At 68.2% G+C, this 22,701-nt stretch carries 19 protein-coding genes; 3 read left to right on the plus strand and 16 right to left on the minus strand.

The genetic code is table 11. From position 1 onward, the window contains the following. Positions 1-9: 9 nt before the first annotated feature. From FHT26_RS24415 to FHT26_RS24425, 3 genes are read right to left on the minus strand one after another with little or no spacing between them, the layout of a single operon-like run. The gene (locus FHT26_RS24415; RefSeq protein WP_168562699.1) at positions 10-594 is read right to left on the minus strand and encodes a chemotaxis protein CheB; all 585 of its coding nucleotides are present in this window, start codon (positions 592-594) and stop codon (positions 10-12) included. Next, a complete protein-coding gene (locus FHT26_RS24420) occupies positions 591-1,475 on the minus strand; it encodes a CheR family methyltransferase (RefSeq protein ID WP_168562700.1) in 885 nt (294 codons plus the stop codon). Before FHT26_RS24420 ends, FHT26_RS24415 begins: the two co-directional genes overlap by 4 nt. Further along, entirely contained in the window at positions 1,472-4,954 is a 3,483-nt protein-coding gene (locus tag FHT26_RS24425) for a response regulator (RefSeq protein WP_168562701.1), read from the minus strand. The genes FHT26_RS24420 and FHT26_RS24425 overlap by 4 nt, the downstream gene beginning before the upstream one ends. Positions 4,955-5,211: 257 nt before the next feature. On the opposite strand from FHT26_RS24425, the gene FHT26_RS24430 reads away from it, so the two are divergent. Continuing rightward, on the plus strand, positions 5,212-5,478 hold the full coding sequence (locus FHT26_RS24430; RefSeq protein ID WP_168562702.1) for a hypothetical protein: 267 nt from the start codon (positions 5,212-5,214) through the stop codon (positions 5,476-5,478). On the opposite strand, the gene FHT26_RS24435 is transcribed toward FHT26_RS24430, so the two are convergent. Next, complete coding sequence (locus tag FHT26_RS24435; protein WP_168562703.1) at positions 5,426-5,995, minus strand: GNAT family N-acetyltransferase; 570 nt, start codon at positions 5,993-5,995, stop codon at positions 5,426-5,428. The genes FHT26_RS24430 and FHT26_RS24435 overlap by 53 nt on opposite strands. Positions 5,996-6,067: 72 nt before the next feature. Further along, positions 6,068-8,443 (minus strand): phosphoketolase family protein, encoded by a 2,376-nt coding sequence (locus FHT26_RS24440; protein WP_349238216.1) that lies wholly within the window; start codon positions 8,441-8,443, stop codon positions 6,068-6,070. A 91-nt stretch (positions 8,444-8,534) separates the two neighbouring features. On the opposite strand from FHT26_RS24440, the gene FHT26_RS24445 reads away from it, so the two are divergent. Both FHT26_RS24445 and xth read left to right on the plus strand, forming a co-directional pair. Continuing rightward, positions 8,535-9,704: an acetate/propionate family kinase gene (locus tag FHT26_RS24445; RefSeq protein WP_168562704.1), complete on the plus strand. Its 1,170-nt coding sequence runs from the start codon at positions 8,535-8,537 to the stop codon at positions 9,702-9,704. Between the two features lie 55 nt (positions 9,705-9,759). Further along, positions 9,760-10,524, plus strand: coding sequence for an exodeoxyribonuclease III (gene xth, locus FHT26_RS24450; protein ID WP_168562705.1), 765 nt, complete (start codon positions 9,760-9,762; stop codon positions 10,522-10,524). Between the two features lie 169 nt (positions 10,525-10,693). Here the strand turns inward: xth and ntrC are convergent, their stop codons facing one another. The 11 genes from ntrC to FHT26_RS24505 all read right to left on the minus strand — a co-directional run bounded on the left by ntrC (position 10,694) and on the right by FHT26_RS24505 (position 22,696). Beyond that, a complete protein-coding gene (ntrC, locus tag FHT26_RS24455) occupies positions 10,694-12,199 on the minus strand; it encodes a nitrogen regulation protein NR(I) (RefSeq protein WP_168562706.1) in 1,506 nt (501 codons plus the stop codon). 42 nt (positions 12,200-12,241) lie between these two features. After that, positions 12,242-13,264 (minus strand): nitrogen regulation protein NR(II), encoded by a 1,023-nt coding sequence (glnL, locus tag FHT26_RS24460; protein ID WP_210427585.1) that lies wholly within the window; start codon positions 13,262-13,264, stop codon positions 12,242-12,244. 101 nt (positions 13,265-13,365) lie between these two features. Continuing rightward, a complete protein-coding gene (locus FHT26_RS24465; RefSeq protein ID WP_168562708.1) occupies positions 13,366-13,881 on the minus strand; it encodes a hypothetical protein in 516 nt (171 codons plus the stop codon). Between the two features lie 164 nt (positions 13,882-14,045). Further along, positions 14,046-15,461 carry a type I glutamate--ammonia ligase gene (gene glnA, locus FHT26_RS24470; protein ID WP_047513059.1) on the minus strand — a complete coding sequence of 472 codons (1,416 nt, stop codon included), beginning with the start codon at positions 15,459-15,461 and terminating at the stop codon, positions 14,046-14,048. 246 nt (positions 15,462-15,707) lie between these two features. Continuing rightward, positions 15,708-16,502 (minus strand): competence/damage-inducible protein A, encoded by a 795-nt coding sequence (locus FHT26_RS24475; RefSeq protein ID WP_168562709.1) that lies wholly within the window; start codon positions 16,500-16,502, stop codon positions 15,708-15,710. Continuing rightward, positions 16,499-17,380 (minus strand): EI24 domain-containing protein, encoded by an 882-nt coding sequence (locus FHT26_RS24480; protein WP_168562710.1) that lies wholly within the window; start codon positions 17,378-17,380, stop codon positions 16,499-16,501. The genes FHT26_RS24475 and FHT26_RS24480 overlap by 4 nt, the downstream gene beginning before the upstream one ends. A gap of 481 nt (positions 17,381-17,861) precedes the next feature. After that, on the minus strand, positions 17,862-18,851 hold the full coding sequence (locus tag FHT26_RS24485; RefSeq protein ID WP_168562711.1) for a sterol desaturase family protein: 990 nt from the start codon (positions 18,849-18,851) through the stop codon (positions 17,862-17,864). Between the two features lie 25 nt (positions 18,852-18,876). Beyond that, entirely contained in the window at positions 18,877-19,665 is a 789-nt protein-coding gene (locus tag FHT26_RS24490) for a polysaccharide deacetylase family protein (RefSeq protein ID WP_168562712.1), read from the minus strand. Further along, a complete protein-coding gene (locus FHT26_RS24495; protein ID WP_490362811.1) occupies positions 19,649-20,629 on the minus strand; it encodes a YncE family protein in 981 nt (326 codons plus the stop codon). Before FHT26_RS24495 ends, FHT26_RS24490 begins: the two co-directional genes overlap by 17 nt. A gap of 149 nt (positions 20,630-20,778) precedes the next feature. Next, complete coding sequence (locus tag FHT26_RS24500; protein ID WP_168562848.1) at positions 20,779-21,591, minus strand: TIGR00266 family protein; 813 nt, start codon at positions 21,589-21,591, stop codon at positions 20,779-20,781. A 211-nt stretch (positions 21,592-21,802) separates the two neighbouring features. Further along, a complete protein-coding gene (locus FHT26_RS24505; protein ID WP_168562713.1) occupies positions 21,803-22,696 on the minus strand; it encodes a hypothetical protein in 894 nt (297 codons plus the stop codon). Positions 22,697-22,701 lie beyond the last annotated feature (5 nt).

Below are 22,701 nucleotides of genomic sequence, written 5' to 3' on the forward strand. Positions count from 1 at the left end.
ATCCTTTCTTCACAACCCGCGCAACAGCGCGGCCAGGCCGTCCAGCGGCAACAGATGATCGGGGGTCACCGCCTTCAGCGCCGATGCCGGCATCCACGACACCAGGGCCGTGTCGGGCTGCTGCACCGCCGTCAACCCGCCGCGCCGCGCCACCGAGACCAGCCCGGCGGCACCGTCCTGGTTGCCGCCGGTGAGCACCATGCCCAGCAGCCGCGGACCGTACACGTCGGCCGCCGATTCGAACAGCACGTCGATCGACGGCCGCGAAAAGTTCACCAGCGGATCGACCGACAGCGCCAACCGCGGCCCGTCGTCCACCAGCAGGTGGTAGTCGGGCGGCGCGAAGTACACGCAGCCGGGCTCGACCGCCTCCTTGTCCTGCGCCTCGCGCACCGGGCGCACGCAGCGCGGCGCGAAGATCTCGACCAGCAGGCTCGGCCGCTCGCGCGGCAGGTGGATCACCACCAGCACCGCGGCCCTCAGCGCGGCGGGCAGCGCCGGCAGCAGCGTCATCAGTGCCTCGACGCCGCCGGCCGAGGTGCCGATGACCACCGCGTCGATCGGGCGACCGATGGCCGTCACGCTGCCGCTCATGCCTCCCCCCGCTTCTGGAAGATCCGGTCGTCGCGCACCAGCTCGCCGAACGCGTCGGCATGGCTGGAAAAGCGCAGCGACTCCTTCGAGCCGAGCCCGAGGAAACCCTGGCTGCACAGCGCCTCGCGGAACAGCCCGAGCGCGCGGTCCTGCAGTTCGCGGTTGAAGTAGATCAGCACGTTGCGGCACGAGACGAGCTGCACCTCGGCGAACACGCTGTCGGTGGCCAGGCTGTGGTCGGAGAACACGATGTGCTTCTTCAGCGACTTGTCGAACACCGCGCGCCCGTAGGCCGCGGTGTAGAAATCCGACAGCGAACCGTGCCCCCCGCTGCGCCGGTGGTTGTCGGAGAAGCCGGCGATGCGGTCGAGCTCGTAGACGCCGGCCTCGGCGCGCTGCAGCGCATGCGCGTTGATGTCGGTCGCGTAGATCAGCGTGCGCTCCAGCAGGCCTTCCTCGCGCAGCAGGATCGCGAGCGAATACACCTCTTCGCCGGCGCTGCAGCCGGCCACCCAGACCTTCAGCGAAGGCCAGGTGCGCAGCAGCGGCACCACCTGGTCGCGCAGCGACTTGAAGTACGCCGGGTCGCGGAACATCTCGCTGACCTGCACCGTCAGGTAGTCGAGCAGCGCCGGGAAGGTCGACGGCTCGTGCAGCACCTTGTCCTGCAGCTGGCTCAGCGTGCGGCAGCCGAAGCGCGTCATCGCGCTGCCCAGGCGCCGCTTCAGCGACGCGCCGGCGTAGCCGCGGAAGTCGTAGTGGTACTTCAGGTAGATCGCGTCGATCAGCAGGCGCAGCTCGATGTCGACGCCCGACGCCGCGGACGCCGGCTGCGGCTCGGGTGCCTGGCGGGCTTCGCGGGCCTCGGGCAGCGTCTTCATTTGGGCATCCACACGCGCACCAGCGACAGCAGCTTCTCGACGTCGAGCGGCTTCGCGATGTAGTCGTTGGCGCCGGCGGCCAGGCACTTCTCCTGGTCGTCCTTCATCGCCTTGGCGGTCAGCGCGATGATCGGCAGCTTCCGCCAGTCGCCGCGCTTGCGGATCTCGCGCATCGCGGTGAAACCGTCCATCTCCGGCATCATGATGTCCATCAGCACCAGGTCGACCAGGCCCGGCCCGACCCCGAGGCGGGCCAGCACCTCCAGCGCCTCGCGCCCGTTGCGCGCGATCTCGATCTTGACGCCCTTCGGTTCGAGAACGCTGGACAGCGCGAAGATGTTGCGCACGTCGTCCTCGACCACCAGGATGCGCCGGCCTTCGAGCGTCGCGTCGCGGTCGCGCGCCGCCTTCAGCATGCGCTGGCTCTCGGCCGGCAGGTGCGATTCGACCTGGTGCAGGAACAGCGTCACCTCGTCGAGCAGCCGCTCCGGCGAGCGCGCGTCCTTCACGATGATCGAGCGCGAGAAGCGGCGCAGGCCCTGCTCCTCGTCGCGCGTCAGCGAGCGGCCGGTGTAGACGATCACCGGCGGGAAGGCCACGTCGTCCTGGCCGGACATCTTCTCGAGCAGCTCGTAGCCGCTCAGGTCGGGCAGGTTCAGGTCCATCACCATGCAATCGAAGGTGGTCGACTGCAGCGCGGCCAGCGCCTCGCCGGCGTTCGCCACGTCGGTGATCTGCACGTCGTCGGTGCCGAGCAGGTGGCGGATGCTCTCGCGCTGGCGCGCATCGTCTTCCACCACCAGCACGCGGCGCACGCTCTGCATGAACTTGGCCTCGAGCCGCCGCAGCGCCTCGACCAGCTGCTCGCGCTTGACCGGCTTCAGCGCATAGCCGATCGCGCCGCGCTGCAGGGCCTCCTGGCTGTAGTCGGCCACCGAGATCACGTGCACCGGAACGTGCCGCGTCTGCGGGCTGCGCTTCAGCTGGTCGAGCACGCCGAGGCCGGAGTGGTCGGGCAGGTTCATGTCGAGCAGGATCGCGCTCGGCTTGAAGTCGAGCGCCGCGCGGATGCCGTCGCCGGCGGTGTGTGCGAGCAGGCACTGGAAGCCGGCCTCGTGGATCAGGTCGCGCAGGATCGCCGCGAAGCGCATGTCGTCCTCGACGACCAGGATCAGCCGCTTGCCGGGCGCCAGCTGCTCGCGGTCGTCGTCGAGCACGCGCGGCTGCAGCGTCTTCGGCGGGGGCGGCATCTCATGCTGCATGTCGTGCTGCATGCCGCGCTGCGGGCCGGTCGGGTGGGCGGCCGCCGCCGGTTCGGCCCCGGGCGCCGCGGGCGGCTGCGTGGCCGCGGCGCCTTCGGCCCGCGCCACCGGCAGCGTCAGCGTGAACACGCTGCCCTCGCCCGGCGTGCTGCGCACCGTGATGTCGCCGCCCAGCAGCCGCGCCAGGTCGCGCGAGATCGACAGCCCGAGCCCGGTGCCGCCGTACTTGCGGTGCGTGCTGCCGTCGGCCTGGCGGAAGGCCTCGAAGATGATCTCCTGCTGGTGCTCGGCGATGCCGATGCCGCTGTCGCGCACCGCGAACGACAGCATGCCGTCGCCATCGGGCGCGACCTGCACCGAGACCTCGCCGGCCGCGGTGAACTTCAGCGCATTCGACAGCAGGTTGTTCATGATCTGCCCGACGCGCTGGGCGTCGGATTCGATGCGCTGCGGCGTGCCCGGCTCGATCGCGGTGCTGAACGCGATACCTTTCTGCTGCGCCGCCGGCTGGAAGTTCGCGTTCAGCGATTCGACGATGCGGCTGACCAGCACCGGCTCGATCTGCACCTCGACCTTGCCGGCCTCGATCTTCGACAGGTCGAGGATGTCGTTGATCAGCGCCAGCAGGTCGTTGCCGGCATCGGCGATGGTCTGCGCGAACTTCACCTGCTCGGCGTTCAGGTTGCCCGCCTTGTTGTCGGCCAGCAGCTTCGCGAGGATCAGCGTCGAGTTCAGCGGCGTGCGCAGCTCGTGGCTCATGTTGGCCAGGAACTCGCTCTTGTACTGGTTGGCGCGCTCCAGTTCGCCGGCCTTCTCGGTCAGCGCGACCTGGGCCGCGGCGAGGTTGTCCTTCTGGTGCTCCAGCAGCTGGGTCTGCTCCTCGAGCTGCGCATTGGTCTGCTCCATCTCGGCATGCTGGGCCTCCAGCTGGGCCTGCGATTCCTTCAGCACGCGGCCCTGCTCCTCGAGCTCTTCGTTGCTGACCCGCAGTTCCTCCTGCTGGGCCTGCAGCTCCTCGGCCTGGCGCTGCGTCTCCTCGAGCAGCTCCTCGAGGCGCGTGCGGTCCTTCGCAGTGCGCACCGCGATGGCGAGTGCTTCGGAGACGCGCAGCAACAGCTCCTGCTCGGCCTCGTGCGTGCGGTGCAGGAAGCCGAGTTCGACCACCGCCTGCACGACGCCGTCGACCAGCGCCGGCGCCAGCAGCAGCTCGGTGGGATCGGCACGGCCGAGCGACGAGGTCACCGGCAGGTAGCCGGCCGGCACGTCGGTCACGCGCACCGGCCTGGCGTCCTTCAGCACCTGGCCGAGCAGGCCGTCGCCGGGATGCAGCTCGGCGGCCACGCTGCCGCCGTCGAGCCCGTGCGCGGCGAAGCGGCGGAAGCGGCCGTCGCTCTCGGCGATGTAAAGGGCGCCGACGCGCGCCCCCATGTACTGCGCCAGGTACGACAGCACGCGCTCGCCGAGCGCATCGAGCCGGTGCTCGCCCTGCACGCGTTCGCCGATCCCCATCTGGCCGCTGCGCACCCAGGCCCGCGCCTCGCGGGCCAGGTGCTCGCGCGAGCTCATCGCCATCGCCACCGCGATCAGGAACAGCAGCAGCGCCGAGCCGATCCAGGTGATGTTGGACGACAGGTTCACCGCGTCCTGCCAGTCGCCCTGTCGCCCGGCCAGCAGACCGCGCTCTTCGTCGTCCATGTCGGCGACGAGGGTGCGGATGCGGTTCATCGTCGCGCGGCCGCGGTCGGTGCGCACCACCGCGAGCGCCTGCTCGACGTTGCCGGCGCGGCGCAGCTCCACCGTCTCGGCCAGTTCGGCCAGCTTCTCGGTGGTCAGCCGGTCGATCGTGTCGATGCGCTGCGTCTGGCGCGGGTTGTCGACGGTCAGTTCGCGAACCCGGCGCACCAGGCCCGGCAGCGCCGCGCGCGCGGTGGTGTACGGGTCGAGGTAGAGCTCGTTGCCGGTCAGCAGGAAGCCGCGCTGGCCGGTCTCGGCGTCCTTCACCGCCGACAGCAGCGTCTGAAGCTGCTGGCCGACCTCGATCGTGTGCGTCACCAGCTCGGCGGTGCTGGCGCGGGTCTGCAGCGAGCGGTACGAGAAGAACGCGATCAGCACGACCGCCAGCACCGCCAGGCCGAAGCCGATCAGCGGACCCGGCGGCAGCGGCAGGCCGCTGCGTGCGCTGCGGACCGGGGCGAACTTCATCGAAAGCGGGGCCATCGGCGCGATCCTGTGATTCAAAGAAGAGACGGCACGCGGCGGCATGCGAAGGGGCTCGGAAGCGCGCGGGATCGTAGCGCAGCGCTGCGCGATTCCAGGCGCGCGCGACGGGCAAACGGCGCGCCTGCGCGCATGTCGCGGCGATGTCCTACAAATGCGTCGGACATGCGCCCACGGGACGCGCCGGAGCGGCCCTCTACAGTGAAGCCGCGCCGGGACCGCAGAGTCCCGGATGGCACCCACTACCGGAGGTCGCGATGAAAAGAGGGATGGTCATTGCAGGGTTCGAGGTGCACACCGACGAGGGCTTGCGGCAGGTTCCGCCGGGCGCGTGCTGGGTCATCGAGGGCGCCCTGTGGGTCAAGCTGCTCTGGCAGGCCGATGGCGCCCGCGAGGCGGCCACCGTGTCGCTGCGCGAGTACCAGGCCTGCGTGCAGCGCGGCTGCATCCACTTCGAGGAAGCGCCGTCGTTCAGCGAATCCGTGCGTAGACCCTTGAGTCTCGCAAGCTGCCGTCCGGCGTGATGCGGTCGTTGCGGCGCGTGCCTTCGAGCGCATAACCGGCGCGCTCGCAGACGCGCCAGCTGGCGGTGTTGCCGGCATCCGGCAGCGCTTCGATGCGGCGCATGCCGAGCGTGTCGAAGGCGAGTTCCGTGATCGCCTGCACCGCCTCGGTGACGAGGCCGCGGCCGGTGAACGCCGAATGCGCCCAGTAGCCGATCTCGCACTTGGGCACCGCCCAGTCGAACGCATGCAGGCTGCCGGCGCCGACCAGCGCGCCGCCGTCCTTCAGGAACAGCAGCATCGGCATCATCGAGCGCATCAGGTAGTGCGCGCGGCCTTCGCGGCAGAACTGCTCCGAGGTCTCGACGCTCGGCTCGGCCAGGGCCCACGGCAGCGAGGCCGGGAATTCGCGCAACGCGTCCAGCGACGCGACCACCGCGTCATGCAGCAGCGGCCCTTCGCCGGCGCGCGGGCAGCGGATCGTCAGGCGCGCGCTGTCGAAGCTGTCGGGAACGTCGCGAAGCGAGGGGATCGTCATGCGGGGATGGTGGCAGCCTGCGCCCGCAGCACTCGCGCCGCAGGCGCAACCGCGTGCGCGGATGCGAAGGTGTCAGCGCGGCGACCAGCGCCATTCCTTCACCTCGGGCAGGTCGTCGCCGTGCTCGCACACCCATTCCCGGTGCCGGCGCAGCGTTGCCGCCAGCCGCTCGGCCTCGGCCGGTACCCGCCCGGCCAGGCGCGGCACGCGGCGGATCGCGTCGAACGCCAGCTGGTAGCGGTCGAGCTGGTTGAGCACCACCATGTCGAACGGCGTCGTCGTCGTGCCTTCCTCGAGATAGCCGCGCACATGGATGTTCGCGTGGTTGCGGCGCCGGTAGGTCAGCTTGTGCACCAGCGACGGGTAGCCGTGGAAGGCGAACACCACCGGCCGGTCGGCGGTGAAGATCGCGTCGAAGTCCTCGTCGGACAGGCCGTGCGGATGCTCCAGCGGCGGCTGCAGCGCGAACAGGTCGACGACGTTGACGACCCGCACGCGCAGGTCGGGCACGTGGTCGCGCAGCAGGGTCACGGCGGCCAGCGTCTCCAGCGTCGGGACATCGCCGGCGCAGGCCATCACCACCTCCGGCTCGCCGCCGCTGCCGGCCCACTCCCAGGTGCCCAGGCCGGCGCGGCAATGCCGCTGCGCCGCGTCGATGTCGAGCCATTGCCAGGCCGGCTGCTTGCCGGCGACGATCACGTTGACGTAGTTGCGGCTGCGCAGGCAGTGGTCGGCCACCGACAGCAGGCAGTTCGCGTCGGGCGGCAGGTAGATGCGCACCACGTCGGACTTCTTGTTCGCGACATGGTCGATGAAGCCCGGGTCCTGGTGCGAGAAGCCGTTGTGGTCCTGGCGCCAGACGTGCGAGGTGAGCAGGTAGTTCAGCGACGCGATCGGCTGCCGCCACGGGATCTGCCGGCAGGACTTCAACCACTTGGCGTGCTGGTTGAACATCGAGTCGATGATGTGGATGAAGGCTTCGTAGCACGAGAACATGCCGTGCCGGCCGGTCAGCAGGTAGCCCTCGAGCCAGCCCTCGCACAGGTGCTCGCTGAGCACCTCCATCACGCGACCGTCGGTGCCGAGGTTCGGGTCGACCTCGTCGATGCGCGCGAGCCATTGCTTGCCGGAGACCTCGTACACCGCATCGAGCCGGTTCGACGCGGTTTCGTCCGGGCCGAACAGCCGGAAATTGCGGGCCGCGAGGTTGAGCCGCACCAGCTCGCGCAGGAACCCGCCGAGCACGCGGGTCGATTCGACCTGCGCCGCGCCGGGCTGCGCCACCGCCACCGCATGCTCGCGGAACGGCGGCATCGCGAGCGGCTGCAGCAGTTCGCCGCCGTTGGCATGCGGGTTCGCGCTCATGCGGCGCGCGCCGGTGGGGCCGAGCGACGCCAGGTCGTCGCGCAGCCGGCCGTCGGCATCGAACAGCTCGTGCGGCCGGTAGCTGCGCAGCCAGGCGTCGAGCTGCGCGAGGTGCTCGGGGGTCTTCACGTCGGCCAGCGGCACCTGGTGGGCCCGCCAGGTGCCTTCGACCGGCTGGCCGTCGACGGTCTTCGGCCCGGTCCAGCCCTTCGGCGTGTCGAGCACGATCATCGGCCAGCGCGGGCGTTCGACCGGGCCGCCGGAGCGCGCGCGCTGCTGGATCGCGTGGATGTCGGCCACCACACGGTCGAGCGTCGCCGCGAGCTGCTGGTGCACCAGCGCCGGGTCGCTGCCGGTCACGAAATGCGGCTCGTGGCCGCAGCCGCGCATCAGCTGCTCGAGTTCGTCGCGCCCGATGCGCGCGAGCAGCGTCGGGTTCGCGATCTTGTAGCCGTTCAGGTGCAGGATCGGCAGCACGGCGCCATCGGTGGCCGGGCTCAGGAACTTGTTCGAATGCCAGCTCGCGGCCAGCGGCCCGGTCTCGGCCTCGCCGTCGCCGATCACGCAGGCGACGATCAGCCCGGGGTTGTCGAATGCGGCGCCGTAGGCATGGGCAAGCGAGTAGCCGAGCTCGCCGCCTTCGTGGATCGAGCCGGGCGTCTCGGGCGCCACGTGGCTCGGGATGCCGTAGGGCCACGAGAACTGGCGGAACAGCCGGCGCATGCCGTCGCGGTCTTGCGTGACGGCCGGATAGCGCTCGGTGTACGAGCCTTCGAGCCAGGCGCTGGCGACCAGCCCCGGGCCGCCATGGCCGGGTCCGATCACGTAGATCATGTCGAGCCCGTGTGCGGCGATCACGCGGTTCAGGTGCGCATACAGCAGGTTCAGCCCGGGCGTCGTGCCCCAGTGGCCGAGCAGGCGCGGCTTCACGTGGGCCTGCGTCAGCGGCTCGTCGAGCAGCGGGTTGTCGCGCAGGTAGATCTGCCCGACCGACAGGTAGTTGGCAGCGCGCCACCAGGCGTCGATGCGCTGCAGCTGGCCGGGCGACAGCGGGCCGTGCGGATGCTCGGTGGGGTGGTTCACGAGAGGATCCTCCTTGTCGCGCCGATGATGGCCGCTCCGGTGTCGACTGAGTATGCTGCAGATCAAATCCCACGCTGCCGGAAACGAATCGATGCGCCCCCTGCTGCTGACGCTGAACGCCGGTTCGTCGTCGATCAAGATCGGCCTGTTCCGCCTCGGCGACGCCGGGCCGGAGTCGGTCGGGCGCGGCCGCCTCGACCTGCAGCGGGCGCCGCTGGCGCTGTCGCTCGACTGCGAAGGCCGCCGGGTCGAATGGCCGCTGCAGGCGCCGCTGACCGAATCGCTGCACGAGGTGGTCGACGCGATGCTCGGTGTGCTCGAGCGCGACGGCGCGCTGGCGGGCCTGCACGCCGCGGCACACCGCGTGGTGCACGGCGGCCCGCAGCACCATGGGCCGGTGCGCGTCGACGACGCGACGCTGGCGGAGCTCGACGCGCTGACGCCGCTCGCGCCGCTGCACCAGCCGCACAGCCTGCGGCTGATCCGGGCGCTGCAGCAGCTGCGACCCGGGCTCGTGCAGACCGCGTCGTTCGATACCGCCTTCCACCAGACGCAGGACCCCCTTGCCCGCCGCTTCGCGCTGCCCCGGGCGCTGCATGACGCGGGGGTGCAGCGCTACGGCTTCCACGGCCTGTCGTATGCCTTCATCGCGCGCGAACTTGCGCGGGTGGCACCGCACGAAGCGGCCGGTCGCGTCGTCGTCGCGCACCTGGGCAGCGGCGCGAGCCTGTGCGGGCTGCAGGCCGGCCGCAGCGTCGACACCAGCATGGGCTTCTCGGCACTGGACGGCGTGCCGATGGGCACGCGCTGCGGCGCGCTCGATGCCGGCGTGCCGCTGTACCTGATGCAGCAGCGCGGCCTGTCCCACGACGAGATCGAGGACCTGCTGTACCACCGCTCGGGGCTGCTCGGCGTGTCGGGCCTCAGCGCCGATGCGCGCACCTTGCGCGACAGCGACCTGCCGGCAGCACGCGAGGCGCTGGCGTTGTTCGCACTGCGTTGTGCCGGCGAAGCGGCGCGCATCGCGACCACGCTCGGCGGGCTCGACGCGCTGGTGTTCACCGCCGGCATCGGCGAGCACGATGCGGCGCTGCGTGCCGCGGTGTGCGAACGGCTGGGCTGGCTCGGCGTCGCGCTCGACGCCGATGCGAACGCGCGCCATGCGCTGCGCATCGACCGGTCCGGCCGCGTGGCGTTGTTCGTGATGGCCACGGACGAGGAACGCACGATCGCCGACGAGGCCTGGGCGGTGCTGCGTTGATCGTGGTGCGCGCGGCAGCGGGTACGATGCGCGCCTCCGCCCGAAAGGTCCGCCCGTGAAACTCGCCACCTGGAACGTCAACTCCCTTGCGGTGCGCCTGCCGCAGCTGATCGACTGGCTTGCGCTGCACCAGCCCGACGCGATCGTGCTGCAGGAAACCAAGCTCACCGACGACAAGTTCCCGCACGCCGAGATCGAGGCCGCCGGCTACCAGGTGCAGTGGTTCGGGCAGAAGACGTACAACGGCGTCGCGCTGCTGTCGCGCACGGTGGCCGCCGACATCGTCAAGAACATCCCCGGCCATGACGACGAGCAGGCGCGCGTGATCGCCGGCACCGTCAACGGCATCCGCATCGTCGGCGCGTACATCCCGAACGGGCAGTCGGTCGACAGCGACAAGTTCCAGTACAAGCTGAAGTGGCTGACGGCGCTGCGCACCTGGCTGGCCGACGAGCTGACCCGCCACACGCACTTGGTGCTGATGGGCGATTACAACATCGCCCCCGAAGACCGCGACGTGCACGACCCGGTGGCATGGGCCGGGCAGGTGCTGTGCACGCCCGAGGAGCGGGCGCACTTCCAGAGCCTGCTCGGGCTCGGGCTGCACGATTCGTTCCGGCTGTTCGAGCAGCCGCCGAAGAGCTGGAGCTGGTGGGACTACCGCAACCTGGCCTTCCGCAAGAACCAGGGGCTGCGCATCGACCACATCCTGGTGAGCGACGCGCTGAAGGGCCAGGTGACGGCGTGCGCGATCGACAAGCCGACGCGCAAGAACGAGCGGCCCAGCGACCACGCGCCGGTGATTGCGGAGTTCTCGTAGCCGGCCATCGAAACTGGCAGGACACAGGGATGCGCACACCGCCCCGTTCGGGCTGAGCCTGTCGAAGCCCCGCCGGCGGTGCACCGCGACGCTCGACGCGCTTCGGCACCAACCCTTCGCCACGTGCCTTCGACAAGCTCAGTCACTGCTCGGGGCAAACGGGGGCATGTCAGTCGTCGAGCCCGAGCTCCTGGATCTTCCGCGTGATCGTGTTCCGCCCGATCCCGAGCTTCTGCGCCGCCTCGATGCGCCGCCCGCGCGTGATCTCGAGCGCGGTGTGGATCAGCTGCGCCTCGAACTTGCGCGTCAGCGTGTCCCACACCTCCGGCAGCCCGGCTTGCAGCATCGCGCGCGATTCGCGCTCCAGGTCGGCCAGCCAGTGCGTGCTGGTCGCCACCGCGGCCACCGCATCCGGCAGCGGCGCAGCCACCGGCGCGGCGGCGTGAGCCGCCGACACGCTGACGATCGATGGCAGCTCGGCGGCCTCGCCCGCGCCCGGCACACGCGCCGGCATCGCGACGAGGTCGCCCTGGAATTCCGGCGGCAGGTCCTTGGCCTCGACCACCTGCGCCGGCGCCATCACCGTCAGCCAGTGGCAGATGTTCTCCAGCTGCCGCACGTTGCCGGGGAAATCGAACTGCATCAGCCGCGCGAGCGCCGCTTCGGTGATGCGCTTGGCCTCGACGCCCAGCTCCTTCGCGCTCTTCTGCAGGAAGAAGCGCGCCAGCGCCGGCACGTCCTCGCGCCGCTCGCGCAGCGCCGGCAGCCGCAGCCGGATCACGTTCAGCCGGTGAAACAAGTCCTCGCGAAAGGCCCCGAGCTTGACCCGCTCTTCCAGGTTCTGGTGCGTCGCCGCGATCACGCGCACGTTGCTGCGCAGCGGGTTGTGCCCGCCGACACGGTAGAACTGCCCGTCGCTCAGCACGCGCAGCAGCCGCGTCTGCAGGTCGAACGGCATGTCGCCGATCTCGTCGAGGAACAGCGTGCCGCCGTCGGCCTGCTCGAAGCGCCCGCGCCGCGTCGTCTGCGCACCGGTGAACGCGCCGCGCTCATGGCCGAACAGCTCGCTCTCGAGCAGGTCCTTCGGGATCGCCGCGGTGTTGATCGCGACGAACGGCCCGCTCGCCCGCGGGCTGTGCTTGTGCAGCGCCTGCGCGACGAGTTCCTTGCCCGAGCCCGACTCGCCGGTGATCAGCACCGTGACCACGCTCTGGCTCAAGCGCCCGATCGCGCGGAACACGTCCTGCATCGCCGGCGCCTGGCCCAGCATCTCGGGCATCTGCGCCATGCGCTCGTCGCGCACCTCCTCGCGCATGCTCTCGTCGAGCGCGCGGCGGATCAGCTCGACGGCCTTCGGCACGTCGAACGGCTTCGGCAGGTACTCGAAAGCGCCGCCCTGGAACGCACTGACCGCGCTGTCCAGGTCGGAGTAGGCCGTCATGATGATCACCGGCAGGCCGGGGTGCCGCTCCTTGACCTTGCTCAGCAGCTCGATGCCCGAGCCGCCTGGCATCCGGATGTCGGATACGAGAACCTGCGGCTCGTCGTCTTCGAGCGCGATCAGCACGTCGCGCGGGTTGGTGAAGCTGCGCACCGCGAGGTCTTCACGCGCCAGCGCCTTCTCCAGCACGAAGCGGATGGATTGGTCGTCGTCAACGATCCAGATGGGTTTCATGCCCTGCCTGTGGTTCCGGTCCCGCCCGCCCCGGCTTCTGGCTCAGGGCAACGGGATCACGATCTTGAAAAGGGTCTGGCCCGGTTTGCTCTCGCATTCGATCATGCCCTGGTGTTGCTGCACGAACGTTTGCGCCAGCGTGAGTCCCAAGCCCGACCCGCCATCGCGCCCCGATACCAGCGGGTAAAAAATGCGATCCCGGATCGACTCCGGGATCCCCGGGCCGTTGTCTTCAATATGCAAGTCCAGTGCCAATCGATAGCGCTGCTTGCCGAGCGTGACCTGCCGCGCGATCCGCGTGCGCAGCGTGATGCAGGCGTCGCCCTGCGCGATGCGCTCGGACAGCGCCTGCGCCGCGTTGTGCGCGATGTTGAGCACCGCCTGGATCAGCTGCTCGCGGTCGCCGCGGAAATCGGGGATGGAGATGTCGTAGTCGCGCATCACCGCCAGCCCGCGCGGGAACTCGGCAATGATCAGCGAGCGCACCCGTTCGCAGACCTCGTGGATGTTGACGTCGCTCACCACGTGCGGCTTGCGGTGCGGCGCGAGCAGCCGGTCGACCAGCGCCTGCAGCCGGTCGGCCTCCTGGATGATGACCTGGGTGTACTCGGTCAGCGCGCGCGACTCGACCTCCATCTCGAGCAACTGCGCCGCGCCGCGGATGCCGCCGAGCGGGTTCTTGATCTCGTGCGCGAGGTTGCGGATCAGTTCCTTGTTGGCGCGCGCCTGGCCGAGCGCGCGCTCCTCGCGGTCCTGGCGCGTCTGCTGCTCGATCTCCACCAGCTCGATGATCGCCTCGTTCGGCCGGTCGAGCTGGTTGACGATCACGTGCACCGGCAGCGCATCGCCATGCGCCGACACCGGCCGGCGCAGCAGGGCCTCGAAGCGGCTTGTGGAGAAATCGTTGCGCACGACCGCGGCCACGGTGTCGCGCACCGAATTGGCATCGATGAACCAGTCGAACAGCGAGCCGCCCAGCACGCTGCGCCGCGGCAGGCCCAGCACGTTCTCGAACGCGGCATTGGCGAACAGGCAGCTGCCGTCGTCGCGCACCACCGCGACCATCGTCGCCAGGTGGTCGAAGGCCTGGTAGCGCTCGGGCAGCTTGCCCGCCTGCGCCGCGCGCACGGGCTTCGGCTCGCCGACCGGCCGGTTCACCGGGGTGGTCACTGCAGCTTCGCGAGTTCGCGCCGCAGCGCGGCGATGTCGCTTTCCTTGCGCAGGATATTGGCCTTCATCTCGGCGACACGGTCCACGTACTTCTGGTAATTCTTCTCGTCGCCCTGGCGCTCGGGTTCGCCGTTGTTGTAGGCCTTCTGCAACTCGGCCAGCTGGTCTTCTTCCTTCTTCAGCTCGGCCTCGAGGATGCGGCGCGCATCGCTGTCGCGAGCGCGCTGCTCGTTCGGGTCGACCCGGTTCTCGCCCGACTTCCCCGCCGCCGCGCTCGAGGACGACCCCTTGGCCGGGCGCAGGCCCTGCACCACGGTGATCGGCGCGCCCTCGAGGGTCTTGCAGCCCTTGTCCCTGGCCTCCTTGGCCGACAGCGTGTCGGTGTAGAGCACCGGGTTGCCGGGGCAGCGGTAGACGGTCTTTTCTTCGGCAGCCCGTGCCGGCAGGGCGATCAGCGTGGCAACGGCAGCCACCGCGAGCGCGCAACGGGTCGTGGTTCGGTGAGAGCGCATGGGAAAGTACCTCGGGCCGTGGGATCTGGTGGATTGTGGCCGATCCCGCGAGGGGTCCCACCATGTAAAAAGGGACGGCTTGTGCCGTCCCTTCGTGATGCCGGAATCGCGGAACCGCTGGCGGTGAGAGCCTGCGCCCCCGGGCCGGGTTCCGCGTGCCTGGATCAGGCGCTGTAATACATGTCGAACTCGACCGGATGGGTCGTCATGCGGAAACGCGTGACTTCCTGCATCTTCAGCTCGATGTAGGCGTCGAGGTAGGCGTCGGTGAAGACACCGCCCTTGGTCAGGAACGCACGGTCCTTGTCCAGGTAATCGAGCGCCTGGTCGAGGCTGTGGCAGACGGTCGGGATCTTCGCGTCTTCTTCCGGCGGCAGGTGGTACAGGTCCTTCGTGGCGGCTTCGCCCGGATGGATCTTGTTTTCCACGCCGTCCAGGCCGGCCATCAGCAGCGCCGAGAACGCCAGGTACGGGTTCGCCAGCGGGTCCGGGAAGCGCGCTTCGATGCGGCGGCCCTTCGGGTTGGCAACGTACGGAATGCGGATCGAGGCCGAGCGGTTCTTGGCCGAGTAGGCCAGCTTGACCGGGGCTTCGAAGCCCGGGACCAGGCGCTTGTAGCTGTTGGTGCCGGGGTTCGTGATCGCGTTCAGCGCGCGGGCGTGCTTGATGATGCCGCCGATGTAGAACAGCGCGAATTCCGACAGGCCCGCATAGCCGTCGCCGGCGAACAGGTTCTTGCCGTCCTTCCAGACCGACTGGTGCACGTGCATGCCCGAGCCGTTGTCGCCGACGATCGGCTTCGGCATGAAGGTCGCAGTCTTGCCGTAGGCGTGGGCCACGTTGTGGATCACGTACTTCTGCAGTTGCAGCCAGTCGGCGCGCTGCACCAGCGAGCTGAACTTGGTGCCGATTTCCATCTGGCCGGCGTTCGCCACTTCGTGGTGATGCACTTCGACCGGGATGCCCAGCGATTCGAGGATCAGGCACATCTCGGAGCGCAGGTCCTGCGCGCTGTCGACCGGCGGCACCGGGAAGTAGCCGCCCTTGACGGCCGGACGGTAGCCCGAGTTGCCGTGGTCGTATTCCTTGCCGGTGTTCCAGGCGGCTTCCTCGGATTCGATCTTCGAGAACGAACCGGACATGTCCACGTTCCAGCGCACGCTGTCGAAGATGAAGAACTCGGGTTCCGGACCGAAGAAGGCGGTGTCGCCGATGCCCGACGACTTCAGGTAGGCCTCGGCGCGCTTGGCCAGCGAACGCGGATCGCGCTCGTAGGGCTTGCCATCGGTCGGCTCGATCACGTCGCAGGTGAGGATCAGCGTCGGCTCTTCGAAGAACGGGTCGATGTTGGCCGTGTTCGGGTCCGGCATCAACAGCATGTCGGACGCTTCGATGCCCTTCCAGCCGGCGATCGACGAACCGTCGAAGGCGTGGCCCGAGATGAACTTGTCTTCGTCGAACGCAGACAGGGGCACCGAAACGTGTTGCTCTTTGCCGCGGGTATCGGTGAAGCGGAAGTCAACGAACTTGACCTCGCTTTCCTTCACCATCTTCATCACGTCGGCGACGGTCTTTGCCATCAGGTTCTCCTAGCGAGAGGCTTGTGGGGTGAGTGGGTGGGTAGAGACGACAGATTCAGTGCCGGGAGGGGCCTGGAAATGCGCACAGGAATGTAGCAGAAAGCATGCCCGCGCCCGATGACGGCGCAGCCCCAGCCGGCATGCGCTCCACCGGGTGAGCGACGACCCAAAACACGCGCTGGCGGCGGGTCGGCGACGCCACTTTGGTGCACGACCCGGCACCAGGCTGGACGGGCGATGCGGGGCTCATCGCACCAACTCGGGGCCCAGTTGCGCACCATGGCCACGCAGCCCGGCCAGCAGTTCGGCGAAGGCCTCGGCCACCGGCCCGGCCGCGCCCTTCACGCCGAGCTCGATGTGCCGCCCCCACTGCGGATGGTCGACGCTCGGCAGGCTGAACACCTTGACGCCGTCGAAGCGGGCCTCGATGGCTTCCATCAGCGGCGTAAGGGTCGACTCCATCGCGCCGAACACGATCACCGACTGCTCGCGCGGCCGCTCGGCGCGGTGCTCGCCGGCGTAGCGTTCGTCGAGCACCGACTGCAGCATCGGCCAGGCCATCACCGGGAAGCCGGGCACGAAGTGCACATGGCCGACCGAGAAGCCGGGGATCTTGTTGTAGGGGTTCGGGATGATCTGCGCGCCGGCCGGGAACATGCCCATGTTGAGGCGATGCAGGTTGTCGGCGCGCTCGGGTTCGAACGGCACGCCCTGCTCGGCGGCGACGTCGCGCATGCGTTCGAGGATCAGTTCGCGCGCCTGCGGATGGAGCGCGAGCGGCACGCCCAGCGCACGGGCGGCGCACTGGCGCGTGTGGTCGTCGGGCGTCGCGCCGATGCCGCCGCACGAGAAGACCACGTCGCCGCTGGCGAAGGCCTCGCGCAGGTGCGCGGTGATGCGCTCGGGGTCGTCGCCGACGTACCGGGCCCACGACAGCGGGATGCCGCGCTCGTTCAGCAGCGCGATCACCTTGGGCAGGTGCTTGTCCTCGCGTTTGCCCGACAGGATCTCGTCGCCGATGATGATGACGCCGAAGTTCATGCGATGTCCTCTGAAGCGGAAGGCCTGGGAAGCGGGGTCGGGTCGCCGGGCGGCGGCAGCACCACGGCAGCGGCGAGTTGCTGCTCGGCGCGCAGCTCGGCCAGCGCCGCCAGCGCGAAGTGCGCGAACCACAGCGACGAGAACGCGAACACCAGCGTGTAGATCCAGATCGCGACCGGCACCAGGATCGGCGCGAGTGCGAGGAACATCAGGCCCGAGGCCCACACCAGCGACGGCGCGGCGCCGAGGTAGCCGGTGGCGATGCCGAGTCCGAGGAAGCTGGTGCGGTGGCGGCGGATCAGTTCGCGGCGCTCGTCCTTGCTCGCATGCTCGGACAGCGTGTCGTAGACCATCACGCGGTAGGTCAGCCAGCCCCAGATCAGCGGCGGCACGACCAGCACCATCAGCGGCACGAACCACAGCGGGATCGACGCGACCAGCGCGACGACGGCGACCGCGGTCGAACCAAGGCTCACGACGATGCTGCCGACGAAGGTGCCGCCGCGGCGGCGCTCCAGCAGCGGGAAGCGGCGTTGCGCCACCAGGTTCAGCATCGCCGGCGTCATCAGCGTCGCGACGACGAGCAGCGACAGCAGCACCAGCACCGGCGTCGCGAGGAAGATCACGACCAGCGGGCCGAGCACCGACTTCAGGTTGCCGGCGCCGATGCTTTCGAGCCAGCTGAACAGGGCATGCAGCAGGTCCCACGAATCGAGCAGGCTGCGCACGCCATCGATCGCGTCTTCCCAGAAGAAGTAGCCGAGCCCGAAGCTCAGGCCGACGAGCAGCGCGAGCGGCAGCAATGACAGCACGATGACGCGCGGGTGCAGGCAGTAGGCGGCGGCGCGCCAGAAGGAATCGAACAGGGGTCTGAGCATGGTTGCGGAGAATAACTTAGCCCCCCAGTCGCTTCGCTCCTGCCCCCATGGGGCGCCACCCCTGGGCCCGGCAAAGCCGGATCCCGGGGCGTTGCTTGATCGTTCGCGGCCTCTGGGCCTGGTCAGTCACGCAAATCGGGTGACAAGCGGGAATCAATTCCCACTTGTTCGCTTGTCATCCTCGAAGGACCAGGGCGGTGGCACAAAGGCGCGGGCGGGGGGTGTGGGGAGCGCCAATCAGGACGGGGCGCCGGAGCTGTGCAGTTCGATGGCCCCGTGCGCAGCGCGATCGTGAACTGACTGTCGCCGACTGTTTGACCACAACGAACGAAGTGAGTGGCGGGAGTTTCGGCGACAGGTCTTCAAATTGCACAGCGGAGGGGAGTCAGCATCCCGCAAGGGATGCTGACCGCACCGGCCGGCGAGCCCCACACCCCCCGCCCGCGCCTTTGCTCGCGCAGCCGCAGCCGCAACCCCAGCCCTACGACCGCCCGAACGCCCTCTTCAGCCCCAGCCACTGCTGCTGCCAGAACCCCTGCCCATACTCGCGCCCGCCCGATTCGGGCAACTGGTCGCGGATCCCCGTCGGGTCGTAGCGGTCCTCGAAGTTGCCGGTGCGGAACAGCACGTCCCACACCGGGAACAGCACCGCGAAGTTGTGCCCGCCGAGCGTGCCCTGCCCCGCGGTCTCGTGCCCGAGCCCGATGCTGTGGTGCAGCCGGTGGAAGCGCGGGCTGACGAACACGCGCTCGAACACCAGGCCGAAGCCGGTCCGCAGGTTCGCGTGCGACAGGCTTTCGAGCAGCTGCGTGCAGGCCACCACCGCGATGAACTGCCCCGGCGGGATGCCGATCAGCCGCGCGACGATCACGATCACGCTGTCGCGGATCAGGTCGTCGAGCAGGTGGTTGCGGTTGTCGCTCCACATCGTCATCTGCCGCTGGCTGTGGTGCAGCGAATGCAGGCCCCACCACCAGCGGAACTGGTGCTGGCCACGGTGGATCCAGTAGTCGACCAAGTCGAACACCAGCAGGTAGGCGACGAAGCTGAACCAGGCGCTGTCGGTGACGCCCGGCCACCACGGCGCGAACCATTCGTCGAACTGCCAGGTCGGCAGACCCGCCAGCCGCGCGGCACCGAAGGCCTCGTCGAACAGCGGATCGACCGCGAAGAACAGCCCGACGCGGAACAGCCCCAGCCGGTGGATCAGCGTGTACAGCACGTCGGTGCGCACCGCGCGCCTGTCCGTCACCGGCTCGACCGGGCGCCAGCGCTCCAGCGTGCCGATCACCACCAGCAGCACGACGATCTGCAGCAGGCCGACCAGCAGCCAGCCGGTCGCGTCGAACGCATCCTCGACGACGTTGCCGAGCCCGAGCCGGAATGCGAGCGGCTGCACGACGCCCTCGAACAAGGCCTGCTGCACGCGGCCGAAGGCGTCGGTGAAGGCGAGCAGCAGCGAATCGATCATCTTGGCGTTGTCGAAAGAATGCGCCTCAGCGGAGCGCGGCGTCCCGGTAGGCGGGGTGGTCGCGCAGCGTCGCGAAGCAGAAGCCGCGCTGCTTGAGCCCCTGGATCAGCGGCTCGAGCACCGCCGGCGCCCACGGATCCTGGCGCGACCAGATGCCCAGGTGGGCCAGCATCACGTCGCCCGGACGGATGTGATCCAGCGCGCGCTGCAAAAGTTGCGCATTCGGGTAGCGGTCGCTCGGCAGTTCGTCGCCGAGGAAGCCGGCGGCGCTCCACGGCACATGCGTCCAGCCGCAGGCCTTCGCGGCGGCCAGCAGCGCCGGCGAGGTCTTGCCGCCCGGCGCGCGGAACAGGCGCGGCATCGCCTGGCCGGTCATCGCGTGGAAGCGGTCGGCGGGACGCTGCAGTTCGGCGCAGTACTGCGCCGCGGTCCAGGTCTGCAGGCGACCGGCATCGGGGCCCGCGCTCGGGCGAAGCTTGAAGCGCGTGCCCTTCGGGTCGGCCGGGTCCTTCACGTCGGCCACCCAGTAGACGTGGTCGAAGGTGTGCGAACCGAACAGGTGCCCTTCGGCCGCCCGCGCCTTCCACCACGGCGCCCACTGGTCGTCGAGGCTCGCGCCGCCGGTCAGCGTCTTCTCGTTCGCGAGGAAGAACGTGACCTTCACCTGTTCGCGGTTCAGCACCTCGGCCACCAGCGGGGCCACGCCCATGTGGCCGGTGTCCAGCGTCAGGTACACCGGCTTGTCGCAGCCGGCAGCCTGGACCGGGCCGGCGAGCAGCGCCGCGACGACGACGACGCTAGCGGCGCGACGCATGGTCGAGCGTCCACACGCCGTGCGGCGAGCGGCCCACCGCCACCTGGCGGATCACCTGCTTCTTCTCGATGTCGATCAGCGTGAGCTTGCGCGCCCAGCGCGAGCTGACCAGCAGCGTCTTGCCGTCGGCCAGCACGTCGATGCAGTCCGGACCGCCGGGCGCCGGGTAGGTGTCGACCACGCTCAGCGTGCGGGTGTCGATCATGCTGATGGTGTTGGCCACGCGGTTGCTGACGAACACATGCTGGCCGTCGCCGCGGCTGCGGAACGCGTGCGCGCCGGCGCCGGTCGGGATGCGCTTGACGAGCCTGGGCTGCGGCTGGCTCACGTCGTAGACCTCGACGAATTCGTCGCCGGTCAGGCCGACCAGCAGCAGCTTGTCGTCGGGCGTCAGGTAGACGTCGGCCGGCAGCTTGCCGACGGTGATCTTCCAGCGCTGCTTCTGGGTCGCGATGTCGATCGCCATCAGCTCGTCGCTGTCCTGCATCGACGAATAGATCACCGTGCTCTTGCTGTCGATCGACAAATGGCTGGGCGTGCGCGACGCGGCCACGCGGCCGGCGAGCTTCATCGGGTTGGCGGCGTCGGCCGGCTCCCAGCGGTAGATGTCGATGTGGTTCAGCCGGTTCGCGGCGGTGACGAACCACTTCATGTCGGGCGAGAAACGCAGGTGGTACGGGTCGGAGATCTTCGTGATCGTGCGCTGCACCTCGGCGGTGACCGGGTCGACCATCGTCAGCGAATCGCTGAGCGCATTGGCGACGATCAGCGATTTCTCGTCGGGCGTCAGGTAGAGGTGGTGCGGTTCCTTGCCGGTCGGGATCCGGCGGACCTCGGCGAATGTCGTCGGGTCGATCACGCTGATCGATGCATCGAGCGAGTTCAGCACGAAGATCGGCGGCTTGGCGGCGGCGCCCGCGGCCTGCGCCCCGTGGAGGGCGGTGGCCAGACACAAGGCCGACAGGACGAGCGACGGGAGGCGGGGCAACGCAGACAGCAGTTTCAAGACCGGATACCAGCAAGAGAAACCGGCATTTTAGGCGGGCGCAGCGTGCGCCCACCTTCAAATTGGCCTGCGAGCGTCTTTCTGTTCTGCGTTTCGTCAAGCCAGGCTCAGTCGTCATCCCCGCCGAGGATGCTGCCGAGCAGGCCGCCACCGGCGAAACCGCCGAGCACCGAGCCTTCTTCACGGCGCCCGCCGTTCTGCGGCGCGGCCGCGAACACGCGCGATGCCAGGCGCGAGAACGGCAGGCTCTGCAGCCACACCGTGCCGGGGCCGGTGACCTTCGCGAAGAACAGGCCTTCGCCGCCGAACAGCGCGGTCTTGATCTTGCCGACGTACTGGATCTCGAAGTTGACGTTGGGCGTCAGCGCGACGATGCAGCCGGTGTCGATCAGCAGCGTCTGGCCGGGCTGCAGCTCGCGCTTCATCACGGTGCCGCCGGCATGCACGAAGGCGAGGCCATCGCCCTCGAGCTTCTGCATCACGAAGCCCTCGCCGCCGAAGAAGCCCACCGACAGCTTCTGCTGGAAGAAGATGCCCAGCGACACGCCCTTGGCGGCGCACAGGAAGGCATCCTTCTGGCAGATCAGCGTGCCGCCGAGCTGGCGCAGGTCCATCGGCAGGATCTTGCCGGGGTACGGCGCCGCGAACGCGACCTTGCGCTTGCCCTGGCCCTGGTTGGTGTAGACGGTGGTGAACAGCGACTCGCCGGTGATCAGCCGCTTGCCGGCGCCGAGCAGCTTGCCGAAGATGCCGCCCTGGCTGGCCGAGCCGTCGCCGAAGACGGTGTCCATGCCGATGCCGGCATCCATGTACATCATGCTGCCGGCCTCGCCGACCGCCGCCTCGCCCGGGTCGAGCTCGACCTCGACGAACTGCATCTCCGAGCCCTTGATCTCGTAGTCCACCACGTCCATTGCCACGTTCATGCTCCTGGTTGAGAACGGGCGGATTCTGACATCCACCCGACCAGACATTGCAGTTCGTCCGTCCGTCCGATGCCTTGGACATCGCTGAACTGCACCGCTGCCGGCGCGCCACGCGTATCCGTGAGGTAATCTGAAGTGAAAAAAAGGATGCCACGTCTCACGGTCAAGTCCGGCCGCTATTGGCGGCAATCACTTGCAGCACAACTCAAGCTTTGCTTGGGGCTATTTGTGTCACCGCCTTCGCAATAGCATCAATAAAAAAGATGGCACTTGCGATACGCGCCCGCTCCTTCTCATGAGTCAAATAATATATTGAAATAGGAATGAATAAATCCGCCAATGGCACCGCCAACAACGCAGCTGACCCTCCATTCAAAATCCTCTGATCAACGTCTGCTTTGGTGATACTTATCCAGCCATCGAAATGATCCAACAGACTCTTTCCAGCGATCGACAAAGATATTCTAAAAACATATTCAAACTCATCTATTGGCAACTCAATCGCGAGGATATTTCCAACCGCAGATGCAGAGGATCTGCAATGCCATCCTTGTTTACCAAAGTATTCCAGAACGAACGCCTCGACCCCCGATTTCGAGATTTTGGTCGCAGCGAGCGGCACATCAGATAAATGTCGCCTAGCCTCTTGACCAACCAACTCACGATAACCGCCCACAATTTCTGACCACTGCCTCCCCCCGATTTTATTGCCACCCTTATACTTGAGACTCTCGAATCGAGAAAAACGCGGATCGAGAAACTGACGAGCACTACTGTGAATCGATTCATCATTTTCCCAACGCCCCATAGCCCACTGGTTCTTGAGCCATTCCAAATAAAGTGATTTACCCCCGACCACGGTCTCCCGGGTTCGCCAAGTCCATTTGGCGCCAGGGGCCGCACATAATCTTTCCTTTGCAGATTCAAGGAAAAAAAATTGCAATGGAGGCAGGTCATCCTCGTCGCTCCTCTCCAATGAAGCAATATCTGAGAGCATTGACCTCCAAAGTCCGAACTTTTCAAAGACTTGGCATTGCCAAGTTTCAGTATCCTTTATCTGCTCAGCAAGATTCTCAGCAGACATAATAATTTTAGTCAAGGACC

The sequence above is a fragment of the Rhizobacter sp. SG703 genome (assembly GCF_012275445.1).
Taxonomy (GTDB): Bacteria; Pseudomonadota; Gammaproteobacteria; order Burkholderiales; family Burkholderiaceae_C; genus Rhizobacter.